This is a genomic window from Streptomyces sp. NPDC111520 (assembly GCF_055635295.1).
Genome location: NZ_JBVKBW010000007.1, coordinates 360,398 through 371,682, shown reverse-complemented (window position 1 = coordinate 371,682; position 11,285 = coordinate 360,398). Strand labels below are relative to the sequence as shown.

9 protein-coding genes are annotated in these 11,285 nt (G+C 72.7%); 5 read left to right on the top strand and 4 right to left on the bottom strand.

Translation table 11 applies throughout. The annotated features are described in order from the left end of the window. Positions 1-178 precede the first annotated feature (178 nt). Positions 179-361 carry a tail-anchor membrane protein gene (locus ACZ7MY_RS19300; RefSeq protein ID WP_499603159.1) on the top strand — a complete coding sequence of 61 codons (183 nt, stop codon included), beginning with the start codon at positions 179-181 and terminating at the stop codon, positions 359-361. Positions 362-426: 65 nt separating this feature from the next. On the opposite strand, the gene ACZ7MY_RS19295 is transcribed toward ACZ7MY_RS19300, so the two are convergent. Further along, positions 427-927, bottom strand: coding sequence for a VOC family protein (locus ACZ7MY_RS19295; protein WP_499603158.1), 501 nt, complete (start codon positions 925-927; stop codon positions 427-429). A 96-nt stretch (positions 928-1,023) separates the two neighbouring features. Between ACZ7MY_RS19295 and ACZ7MY_RS19290 the strand changes: the two genes are divergently transcribed. Continuing rightward, entirely contained in the window at positions 1,024-1,566 is a 543-nt protein-coding gene (locus tag ACZ7MY_RS19290; protein ID WP_499603157.1) for an MOSC domain-containing protein, read from the top strand. A 2-nt stretch (positions 1,567-1,568) separates the two neighbouring features. Here ACZ7MY_RS19290 and ACZ7MY_RS19285 read toward each other — a convergent pair whose 3' ends face one another. Further along, positions 1,569-2,942, bottom strand: coding sequence for a tannase/feruloyl esterase family alpha/beta hydrolase (locus ACZ7MY_RS19285; RefSeq protein WP_499603156.1), 1,374 nt, complete (start codon positions 2,940-2,942; stop codon positions 1,569-1,571). A 350-nt stretch (positions 2,943-3,292) separates the two neighbouring features. On the opposite strand from ACZ7MY_RS19285, the gene ACZ7MY_RS19280 reads away from it, so the two are divergent. Together ACZ7MY_RS19280 and ACZ7MY_RS19275 are read left to right on the top strand one after the other, a co-directional pair. Beyond that, on the top strand, positions 3,293-4,312 hold the full coding sequence (locus ACZ7MY_RS19280) for an isopenicillin N synthase family dioxygenase (RefSeq protein ID WP_499603155.1): 1,020 nt from the start codon (positions 3,293-3,295) through the stop codon (positions 4,310-4,312). Positions 4,313-4,350: 38 nt separating this feature from the next. Further along, positions 4,351-5,427 carry a PP2C family protein-serine/threonine phosphatase gene (locus ACZ7MY_RS19275; protein ID WP_499603154.1) on the top strand — a complete coding sequence of 359 codons (1,077 nt, stop codon included), beginning with the start codon at positions 4,351-4,353 and terminating at the stop codon, positions 5,425-5,427. A gap of 15 nt (positions 5,428-5,442) precedes the next feature. Here the strand turns inward: ACZ7MY_RS19275 and ACZ7MY_RS19270 are convergent, their stop codons facing one another. After that, on the bottom strand, positions 5,443-6,327 hold the full coding sequence (locus ACZ7MY_RS19270) for a peptidoglycan recognition protein family protein (protein ID WP_499603153.1): 885 nt from the start codon (positions 6,325-6,327) through the stop codon (positions 5,443-5,445). A 194-nt stretch (positions 6,328-6,521) separates the two neighbouring features. Next, positions 6,522-9,791, bottom strand: coding sequence for a carbohydrate binding domain-containing protein (locus ACZ7MY_RS19265; RefSeq protein WP_499603152.1), 3,270 nt, complete (start codon positions 9,789-9,791; stop codon positions 6,522-6,524). A gap of 610 nt (positions 9,792-10,401) precedes the next feature. Between ACZ7MY_RS19265 and ACZ7MY_RS19260 the strand changes: the two genes are divergently transcribed. Next, positions 10,402-11,160: a class I SAM-dependent methyltransferase gene (locus tag ACZ7MY_RS19260; protein ID WP_499603151.1), complete on the top strand. Its 759-nt coding sequence runs from the start codon at positions 10,402-10,404 to the stop codon at positions 11,158-11,160. Positions 11,161-11,285 lie beyond the last annotated feature (125 nt).

Sequence of the window (11,285 nt, the reverse complement as noted above, 5' to 3'; positions counted from 1 at the left end):
CCGCAGAGAGACAAAGGGGAACGGAAGGAACACCACAAGGGGGAAGAGAACGCGTGGAGCCCCCCTCTCTCCCCCCCTTCCTCGCACAAAAACGCCCCCGACCGCGCGGGGAACCGCCGCGGGTGATGCCGCGTTTACCCCAGTGAGCGCGGCACGTGCCGCGGACGGAGGCGGGAAGATGTCCAATCGCGCGAAGGTCGCCGTCGGCGGCGTGGCCGTCGGCCTGATCCTGTTGTGGGTACTGCCCGCGTGGCTGGCCCTGCTGGTCATCGTGGGCGTCCCGGTGGCCGCCTACCTCACCCTCGACCCCTCCCAGCGACGCAGGCTGCGCCGGGCCGGGAGGCGTGAGATCGGCAAGTGACGGCGGACGGGACCCGGCGGCCCCTCCGGTGACGGGGCCCGCCCCAGGGCGACGGATCCCGCGGCTCAGGTGACGGAGCCCGCGGCGGCGCCGGTCCTCAGGTCGGGGCCCCAGCGGTCCAGGTCGGCCTGCAGGTCGAGGGGGAGCGGGCGGGTGATCCCCTGGTCCTCGGGCCAGTCCTCGCGGGGGACGCGCCACATGACCTCGAACTCGTTGCCGTCCGGGTCCTTGGCGTACAGCGACTTCGACACGACGTGGTCGCTGGAGCCGACGAGCGCGCCCCGCTCGGTGAGCAGCCGGGCGGTGTCGGCCAGTTCCCCGAGGGTGCCGACCTCCCAGGCCAGGTGGTAGAGGCCGACGCGGCCCTGTTCGGGGCCGGGGGCGTCCGGGCCCAGGGCGAACAGTCCCAGGTCGTGGTCGTTGAGCGTGTCCTGGGCGCTCAGGAAGGCGGCGCGGCCGGGGATCTCCGCGTCGATCCGGAAGCCGAACACGGCGGTGTAGAACTCGACGGACCGGGCGACGTCGCGGATGTAGAGAACGGCGTGGTTGAGACGGCGAACAGGCATGACGTCAGATTACGCCGTCATCGTTGAAAGTTCAATGAATCTCAGCGGTAGAATGACCGGGCTTTCTGTACACCGACCGAGGGGGAGCAGGCGACCATGACCGCGACCGTCACCGCCGTCAGCCGCGACGAGGGGCATCACTTCAGCAAGCCCACCCGCGACAGGATCCGCCTGCTGACCGGGCTCGGCGTGGAGGGCGACGCCCACCTCGGGGTGACGGTGCAGCACCGGTCGCGGGTGGCCCAGGACCCGACGCAGCCCAACCTGCGCCAGGTCCACCTCATCCACGGCGAACTCCACGACGAGCTGCGCACGGCGGGCTTCGAGGTCGCCGCGGGCGAGCTCGGCGAGAACGTCACCACGCGTGGTGTCGACCTCCTGGGTCTGCCCGTCGGGACGCGGCTGCGGCTCGGCGCGGAGGCCGTCGTCGAGGTGACCGGGCTGCGCAACCCCTGCCTGCAGATCGACGCCTTCCGGCAGGGCCTGCTCAAGCAGGTCGTCGGCCGGGACGAGCACGGCGCGGTCGTCCGCAAGGGCGGGATCATGGGCGTCGTCCTGCGCGGCGGGGAGGTGCGGCCCGGCGACCCGATCGCCGTCGAGCTCCCCGAAGGGCCGCACCGTCCGCTCGAGCGGGTCTGACCTCAGGTCAGCGCACAGGAGTTGACCACGTCACCGCTCGCCGGCCGGGGCACCGTGCGGTCGGAGGGCGGCGTACGGCCGCGCTCCACCCACGAGGTCAGCGCGTCGAACGCGGCCCGGTAGCAGGGCAGGATCGGCCGCAGCCGGTCCGGGTACGTGTCGTACAGGCCGTCGACGTGGTTGCCGCCCTCGATCGTGTAGTAGCGGTGCAGCCCGCCCCGGCCCGCCGAGTCGACCATGCGGTCGTAGACGTCCGAGTCGGTCGCGATCGGCAGCAGCGTGTCCAGGGTGCCGTGCAGGGTGATCATCGGCTTGCCGATGCGTCCGCCGAGCGACACCCGGCCGACGGCCCGGTGCACGGCGGCCGGGCGCGCCGCGTAGTCGTAGTCGGCGTCCGACGCGCAGGGCGCCAGGATCTCCGGCACGGTCGCGCCCGCGCTCGCACCCGGGCAGGCGGGGTCGTAGGAGGGGTCGAACTCGGCTCGGTACACCTTCTGCGTCAGACCCCAGTAGGCCTGCTGGTGGTACGCCCACAGGAACTCCGAACCCGGCGCGAACCCGGCCGCCAGCAGCTCCGCGTCGCCGGCCCGGCCCTGGGCGCGGGCCACGGTGACCGGCAGCGAGGTCAGCAGGTTGGGTCCGTCCGCCGTCCAGAGGGTGCCCTCCCAGTCCACGCCGCCGTCGTAGAGGGCCGGGTGGTGCTCCAGCTGCCAGCGGGTGAGGTAGCCCCCGTTGGAGATGCCCGTCATGTAGGTGCGGTGCGGCGCGCGGCCGTAGCGCGTGGCCACCGCCGCCTTCGCGGCCACCGTGAGCTGTGTCGTGCGGCGGTTCCACTCGGCGATCGCGTCACCGGTGCGGCGGCCGTCGGTGTAGAAGTCCGGACCGCTGTTGCCCTTGTCGGTGGAGGCGAAGGCGTAGCCCTGTGCGACCGCCCAGTCGGAGATCAGGACGTCGAGCGAGTACTGCTTGCGGGTGCCTGGCGCGCCCGTGACGATCAGGCCGCCGTTCCAGCGGTCCGGCAGCCGCAGCACGAACTGGGCGTCGTGCTGCCAGCCGTGCGTGGTGTTGAAGCCCGAGGTGTCGGGGAAGTAGCCGTCGACCTGCACGCCCGGGACGCCGGACGGGCGGGCGGTGCCGGCCGCCGCCAGGCCCGCCTGGTCGGCGGTGTCGGTGTACGCGGTGCCCGCCAGCGCGGTGGTCGTCATGTCGGGCAGGCAGGCCTTCTGCTGGTGTGCGGCGCCGGGCACGGTGACCCGTTCCAGCCGGGCGCAGTGTCCGGCTGCACCCGCGGCCGCCTCCGCGCCGGCGGGGACCGCGGCCGCGCCGAGCGCGAGCAGGGCGGCGGCGAGCAGGGGGACGCCTCTCCAGGGGCGCATGGGGAGCCTCCAATGGCACGTCGGGGATGGCTGCGCCACATCGTGGCCCGCCCCTCCCGGGCACGACCATGGCGTCGCCCCACGCCCGTACCGGCCGGCTCATGGGGCCGCGTGACATGCGTCACCGTCCGGCATGACGCTGCGCAGTACCCTTGGCCCATGCTCATGCTCGTGCGTCGCCGTCATGTGGACTTCGTCCGCGTCACGAGCATGTCCTGTCGCCGCAGCGGCTGATCCCACCCCGCCCCCTCCTCCCACCCGGCCCCACGCGCCGCCGCCCCACCAGGGCCCCGCGGCGCGGCCCCCGGTCACCACCGGCGTGCCGGGTCCTCACCCTGCGGACACCACACATGACGCTCCAGCTTCCCGTGATCGACCTCTCCGCCGCGGACCGCGGCCCCGGGGAACGTGCCCGTCTCCACCGCGAACTGCACTCCGCAGCGCACGAGGTCGGCTTCTTCCAGCTCACCGGCCACGGCGTGACCGCCGACGAGACCTCTGCCCTGATGCGGGCGATCCGCGCGTTCTTCGCCCTGCCCGAGGCCGACCGGCTCGCCATCGGCAACCTGAACTCCCCGCACTTCCGCGGCTACACCCGCACCGGCGACGAGCGCACCGGCGGCAGCCGGGACTGGCGCGACCAGCTCGACATCGGCGCCGAACGCCCGCAGCACGTACCGGCCGCGGGTGAGCCCGCGTACTGGTGGCTGGAGGGCCCCAACCAGTGGCCCGTCGCCCTGCCCGAGCTGCGCGAACTCTCCCTGGCCTGGATCGACCGGCTCAGCCGCGTCGCGCACCGCCTGCTGCACGAACTGCTCGCTGCCATCGGCGCCCCCGAGGACTTCTACGACGAGGCCTTCGCCGACGAGCCGCACCTGCACCTGAAGCTCGTCCGCTACCCGGGCACCGCACCCGCCGGCGGCGACCAGGGCGTCGGCGCGCACAAGGACTACGGCTTCCTCACCCTGCTGCTCCAGGACGGGGTCGGCGGCCTACAGGTGGAGCGCTCCGACGGACGCTTCCACGACGTGCCTCCGCTGCCCGGCGCCTTCGTCGTCAACCTGGGCGAGCTGCTGGAGGTCGCCACCGACGGCTACCTCAAGGCCACCAACCACCGCGTGGTCAGCCCGGCCGGCGCCCGCGAGCGCTACTCCGTGCCCTTCTTCTACAACCCCCGCCTCGACGCGCGGGTCGCCCCGCTCCCGTTCGAGCACGCACACCGCGCGCCCGGCGCCACCCGGGACCCGGCCAACCCGCTCTTCGCCGAGTACGGCCGCAACGAGCTCAAGGGCTGGCTGCGCGCCCACCCCGAGGTCGCCCGCAGGCACCACCCGGAGCTCGTCGGGGCGGCGGCCGCGCCCGCCGGCTGAGACGCGCGGGCCGTGCCGCCCGCGGTTACGGTGCCTGCATGGGCACGGCCACGGCCGAGGACGGCACACTGCGGATCGGCGCGCCGCCGCGCTGGCTGCGGCTGCTCCCGGTCGTCCTGCTCGCCGCGCTGATCCTGGCCCAGGGCGTCACCCCCGGCGACGTGGAGCTCGGCGCCTACTACGCGGCCGTGGCCCCGCTCGCGGCGCTCACCTACGGCGTGGCGGGCACCGCGGTCCTGGCGGCCGCCGTCGTGGTGGTCATGGAGCTCCCCGTGGTGGGCTCCGGGACGCTGGCCGGCGCCGAACTCGGCGCCGTCGTCCTCATCGGCGCCCTGAGCGTGGTCATCGCCGCGCTGCAGCAGCGCTTCCGGGGCCGCCTGGTGCTGGCCCGGTCGGTGGCCGAGGCCGCACAACTCGCCGTCCTCGCCCCGGTGCCCGGCACGGTGGGGGAGGTGCGCTGCGCCGCCCTGTACCGGGCAGCGCAGCGCGGCACCCTGGTGGGCGGCGACCTCTACGACGTACGGCCCGGGCCCCACGGCGTGCGCGCACTGGTCGCCGACGTCCAGGGGCACGGGCTCGCCGCGGTCGGCACGGTCGCGGCCCTGCTCGGCGCCTTCCGGGAGGCGGTGCTGGACCAGCCGGAACTGCGCGGGGTGGCGGGGCGCCTCGAACGGCGCCTCTCCCTGGACGCGGCGGGGAACGCCGAGTTGTTCGCCACCGCCCTGCTGCTGGAGTTCCCCCACGACGGGTCGCGGGTCCGGCTGGTCTGCCAGGGCCATCCGCCCGCCCTGCTGCTGCGCGGCCGCGAGGTGCGGGAGCTGGAGTGCGATCCGGGGCCGCCGCTCGGCGCCGGCCTGCCCGGACAGGCACCGGCCCGGCCCTCGGTGGTGCCCCTTCTGCCGGGGGACGTGATCCTCGCGTACACCGACGGCGTCACCGAGGCGCGGGACGCCTCGGGCGCCTTCTACCCGCTCGCCGAACGCCTCGCCGCCCGGCTGGCGGAGGGCGCCGACCCCTCCCCGGAGGCGATCGTGGACGGGGTCTGGGAGGACCTGCGCCGGTACGCGGGCGCGGTGGGCGACGACGTCGCACTGCTGGCGCTCGCGCCCCGGTGACCGGGGGCGGCCCGGTCAGCCCGTGCTTTTTGCGGCGTGCAGCGGGGGGCGGCCCTGCAGCCTGGCGGCCTCGGTGCGGATCTCCGGGAGCCTGGAGTACAGGTCCTGGCCGGGACAGTCCGTCATGTAGGCGTCGCGGTGGCCCGCGATGACGTGGAAGACCGCTTGCTCGCCCTTCTTGAAGCGGCTCTTGCTGTTGCTGGACACCAGGGTGACCTCGCCCCGGGGATCGATGTCGGACAGCCCGAGCTTCCAGGCGGCGATCCGGGCGATCGCCTCGGCCATGGCCTGCGGGACGCTGCCCTTGGCGTCGTAGGTGCCGATGGCCGCGATCCCCATGGTGTCCTTGTTGAAGCCGATCGAGTGCGCCCCGGTGACGGGGCGGTCGGAGCCGCCGGCCCGCCCCTCGTAGATCGTGCCGCACTTGTCGACGAAGAAGTTGTAGGCGACGTCGTCCCAGTGACGGCTCTGGATGTGGCCGGAGTAGATGTCCCGGATGATCCGGGGCACGTCCTCGCAGGCGTAGTCGTTGCCGCTGTCGGTGTGGTGCAGGAACACCGCCTTGACCGTGGTGCTGTAGTGCGGGGGCTCGGTCCGCAGCGACTCGTCGGCCCCCCAGCTCTTGCGCGGCACGATGGCGGGTTCGTGGGCCGGGTAGAGCGGTACGCGCTGCAGCCTGGCCCGGGCGGCCAGGTCGGGGAAGGGCATGAGCTGGGGGCTCGGCGCGGGGCGGGCGTGCACGGAAGGCGGGTCGATGTGGATGATCGCGCTGTGCACCCCGAGGGCGGCGACGGCGACGACACCGGCCGTCCCCGCGGCCGTCGCCCAGACGCGCGCGGTACGCCGCGGACGTCCGGCCGCGCGGCGGCGCGCGTGCTTGGCCGCACGGTGTGAACCCATGAAATGAACATCAGCTCATATGACCGGCTTGCGTGGAGGGGACACGCCGGGCAGCCCGCGGACCTCACCCGGATGCCATGGTGGGTGCCCCGGAGTCCGCGGTGTCCCGGGGGGCTCCGCCGCCCGGGACGCCCGGATGTCCTCCCCGCCCCCACCGGCCCTCCGCCGCGGGGGAGGGCCGGTGGGCGCGGTCCTCACTTCAGGTAGGGCCCGTCGGAGCCGACCTTGCCCGGCGCGGCGTTGTCCCCGCCCAGGTCGAGGACGTACACGCGCAGATTGCCCTTGCCGGGCGCGTCGACCGACAGGTTTCCGCCGGTCACCGTCCTGACCGCGCCGGTCACCGCGTCCTTGTACGTGCCGTTGGGGATCCCGGTGAACGTGGCGCCGCCGCTCACCGTCACCAGCGCGAAGCTGTCCACCCCCGTGGCGGCGTCGGTGTAGCGGCGCTTGAAGGCCATCTCTCCGCTCACCCCGGCCGTCGAGTACTGCCCCGTCTGCAGCGCCGGGACCGCGCGCCGGATCTGGTTCAGCCGCTGCACGTGCTTGACCAGCGGTTGCGCGAGCGTCGTGGCCACCTGCCCGGACGCCGAGGCCACGCTGCCGAAGCCGGCGGCCGTGACGTCGCCCTCCAGGTGCGCCCCGTAGTAGGCGCGGCCCGTGGACGCCAGCGGGCAGGTCGGACCGCAGTCGATCTGCTTGCCCTTCTGGAACTCGATCTCCGATCCGTAGTAGAGCGTCGGGATGCCGCGGAAGGTCCACATCAGCGACATGTTCTCGGCCCACGCGTCGGTGCCCTCGGCGTAGCGGAAGGAGGACTTGTTGGGACCGTAGTCGTGGCTGTCGACGTAGACGACGTTGTAGGTCGCGTCATTGGTGCTGTCGTCGGAGTCCTTGCCGTTGTTGAAGGCGTTCGAGGCGGAGCCGAAGTTCATGTGCATCCGCATGTCGATGACGTTCATCCCGGAGAACCGGCTGTGGTCCGGGGCGTGGTAGCTGTTGCCGTTCAGGAAGGCGTTGTCGGAGACCGGCTGGTTGCCCGTGCCGAGCTGCTCCTCGTAGGTGTACTGCTCCAGCGCGGCAGTGGTGTCGTCGTCGCTGTACGTCCTGCGCTCCTTCCACGTGTAGAACTGCGCCGAGTGGTTGACCGAACCGCGGTTCCACTTGTCGTTGACGAAGGCCGCGACCTCGCCGAAGACGAAGAAGTCCTTCGCCTTCTGCGCACCGAACCGCGCCGTGACCGCGTCGTACACGGCGGGCAGGAAACGGCGGTTCCAGGTGACGCGCGGGATGTGCACGGCCGTGTCGATCCGGAAGCCGTCCACGCCCATGCCGATGTACTTGTCGTAGGCGCCGATGAGGTAGTTCTGCACCTGGGGGTTCTCGGTGTTGAGGTCGGCCAGGTCCTCGTGCAGCCAGCAGCTGCGGGAGTCCTCGCCCTCCCAGTTGCCGATCCAGCACTGGTGGTAGTACTTCGAGGGGAACATGCCCGAGGTCGGGCTCGGCCACTGGCAGTTGTAGAGGGTGTAGCCCTCGGGGCTCCTTCCCCCGGTGGGGACGCCCCAGTTGACGCAGGTGTTGCCGGTGGGCTCGGCGGTCGACCACAGGTCGCCGTTGTAGTACGACTTCCCGGAGACCGGCTCGACGGTCAGGCCGTCGTATTCGAAGCCGTCCCGCTTCTGGTCGTAGTACCAGCTCCACTGGGAGTCGCGCACCCCGTACACGGTCGGTGTGAACAGCCCCTTGGCGCCCCAGCGCGAGCTGTGGTTGTAGACGACGTCCTGGTAGACCTTGATGCCCTTGGCGTGCGCGGCGTTGATCAGGTCCTGGTAGGAGGCGCCGGCCGACTCCAGGCGCGGGTCGACCCGGTAGAAGTCCCAGCCGTGGTAGCCGTGGTAGTCGTAGTCCGAGCGGTTGAGGACGACGGGCGTGATCCAGATCGCGGAGAAGCCGAGGCCCTTGACGTAGTCGAGCTTGTCGACCAGCCCCTTGAAGTCGCCGCGGAACATGGGGTCGCCGCCTGCGGCGTTGCCGGACTTCACGTGCTGGCTGCCGCCGCGGTCGTTGGACGTGTCGCCGTCGTAGAAGCGGGCGGTGAGCACGAAGTAGATCGGGTCCTTGCGCGGGTCGCCGCCCAGCGGCTCGCCCGGGGTGGTCCGCGGGGCCTTGCCGGTGGTGACCGCGGCGGGGGCGGAGGCGGCCGAGACGTTCCCTGCGGCGTCGAGCGCCTTGACGGTGTAGGTGTAGGCGGTGCGCTCCTCCAGGCCGGTCTGGCTTGTGACGGTCGAGGCGACGTGGGCGATCGACGTGCCCTTGGTGCCGCCGGTGCGGGTGACCTCGTAGCCGGTGACGGCCGTGTCGTCGGTAGCGGCGGTCCAGCTCACCACGACCGACGTGCCCGTCGCCTTCGCGGTCACCCCGGTGGGGGCGGTGGGCGCCGCCGAGTCGGGCTCGGAGTCCGCGCACGGGTCGTCGGCGTCCGGTGTCACGACCCTGTTCTTGACCGTGCTGATGCCTTCCGCGAGCCGGTAGTTGCCGCCGTTGTTGTTGTCCCAGGTGCCGTTGCCGTTGTTGAACGCGGCCTGCCAGGTCGTCGCGGTGCCGAGGTCGACCGTCGCGCGCACCCAGCCGGTGCAGGCCGCCTCCATGGCGACGCCTGGGACGGCCGTCCAGGCGCCGCCGGCCGGCGCCCAGTGCAGGTTGTAGGTGGCCCAGCCGACGGTGTCCGTGGCGTAGTAGACGGTCGCGCCGTGACCGGATGGTTCCCCCGTGCCGCTGCACGGGTCGCTGTGGGCGACGGTGCCGTCCTTCACCGTGATCGTGCCGGTGCCGAGCCGGTAGTTGCCGCCGCCGTTGTTGTCCCAGGTGCCGTTGCCGTCGGTGAAGGTGGCCTGCCAGGTCGTCGCGGTGCCCAGGTCGACGGTGAGCCTGACCCACCCGGTGCAGGCCGCGGCCATCCGCGTACCGGGCGGGGTGGTCCAGGAGCCGCCGGTGGGGGCCCAGTGCAGGTAGTACGAAGGCCAGTTGCGGTTGGTGGTCGAGTAGTAGACGGTGGCGGCGGTCGGTGCGGCGTCGGCGCAGGGGTCGGCCGTGGTCACCGCGCCGGAGGAGACGGCGCTGGTGCCGGTGCCGAGCCGGTAGTCGCCGCCGCCGTTGTTGTCCCAGGCGCCGCTGCCGTTGGTGAAGGCGGCGGAGAGTCCGCCGGCCCCGCCCAGGTCGACGGTCCTGGAGTACCAGCCGGGGCAGGCCGCCTCCATGGCGACGCCCGGCACGGTCGTCCAGGCGCCGCCGGTGGGTGCGTAGTGGAGGCTGACGGTGGTCCAGGCGGAGGCGGGACGGTAGTAGACCGTCGCCGTGGTGGCGGCGAAGGACAGGCCCGCCGGCAGCAGGCCGAGCAGCAGACCACCGACGAGCAACAGCACGGTGCGCAGCGCGCGATGGCGTCCAGGGCGCGCGGGTCGGTTCATACGGGGGCTCCTCGGGCAGGGGCCGCCGGGGCGGCGGCCGGTGCGGGTGAGGCAGGCCCTCCCGCGCGCCACGAAAGGAACAGCCGTGAGTCTCCTGCAAGTTGCTGCAAGAAGCTTCATGAGATTACTGGGACATGACAGAGCGGTAAAGGGGTCACGCAGCCGGGCGCCCCGTAGTGGTCACGCGTCGACCCGGTGGCCCGGTCCGCCCGGAAGGCCGCGGCCCGGGGCCCGACCTCGGCCATCCGCGGCTTGAGGTCCGGCACCGGCGCGCAGTCCGCCGCGTCCGGCCCCGCGACGTGGACCTCCAGCCCGTCGCCCCGCAAGATCTTGCAACGCGACACCCTCCAGCCGGTCGGGCCGGTTCTTGCCGCGCCGACCGCCACTGCTCCTCGGGGCACCCGGTCGAGGTGGAAGGCGGCTTCCAATCGGGGGAAGGTGTCCAGGCCGTACAGCGCCTCGGCCTGAGACGCCCCTCGTCCGGCCGGATCACCGCCTCGACGCCGCCCCGGTCGCCGTCCTCGACCGGTTGCCGCTGCTCCGGATACGGATTACCACTATGTGAGACGCGTGTATCGCTTGGTGGAAAAGCGTGGCTACGGTGGAGGTCATGACGCGGGAATGGGACGCCTCCACCTACGACAGCCTGCCGTTGCCCCACGCCCAGTGGGGCCGCAAAACCCTGGACCGCCTCGCGCCGCGCGGCGACGAGCGCGTGCTCGACCTGGGCTGCGGCACAGGACGCGACACGGAAGCGCTGCTCGGCCTGCTCCCGCACGGTCGTGTCGTCGCCGTGGACGGATCACTTCGCATGCTGGAGCGGCTGCGCGACCGCCTCGCCGGGCGGCTGGACCGCGTCGAGGTCGTGCACGCCGACATCACCGGCCCTCTCCCCGTGACGGGCCTGGTGGACGCCGTCACCAGCGTCGCCACCTTCCACTGGATCCCCGACCACGCCGCGCTCTTCCGTGGCATCGCGCGCGTCCTTCGCCCCGGCGGACGCCTCGTCGCCGAATGCGGCGGGCAGGGCAACATCGCCGCCGTGTCGGCCGCCGTCGACGACGTCCTCGGCCGACGGCCCGCCGTCTGGAACTTCGCGGGCGTCAAGGAAACCGAACGGCGGCTGCTGGACACCGGCTTCATCGACGTCGACGTCGCCCTCGTGCCCGATCCCGCCCGGCTCGAACCCGGCCCGCAACTGCTCTCCTACCTGGCCGTCGTCGTCCTCGGCGGACACCTGGAACGTCTCCCCGCCGAGGAGCACGAAACCTTCGTCCACGCCGTCGCCGAGCGCCTGCCGGAGCCCGTCGTGGACTACGTCCGCCTCACCGTCTCCGCGACACGCGGCCCCGACGCCGCCAGAGCGTAATTCACTTGCGGCCGCGGTTCCCCGCGGGAACGATCACCCCTGCGCCGCCCGGCACGGGCGGCCCGGGACCGTACGCAACCGCGGACGGCCGGAGGAGCTTCCGAGGAGACGTCCGCACCCTGTAC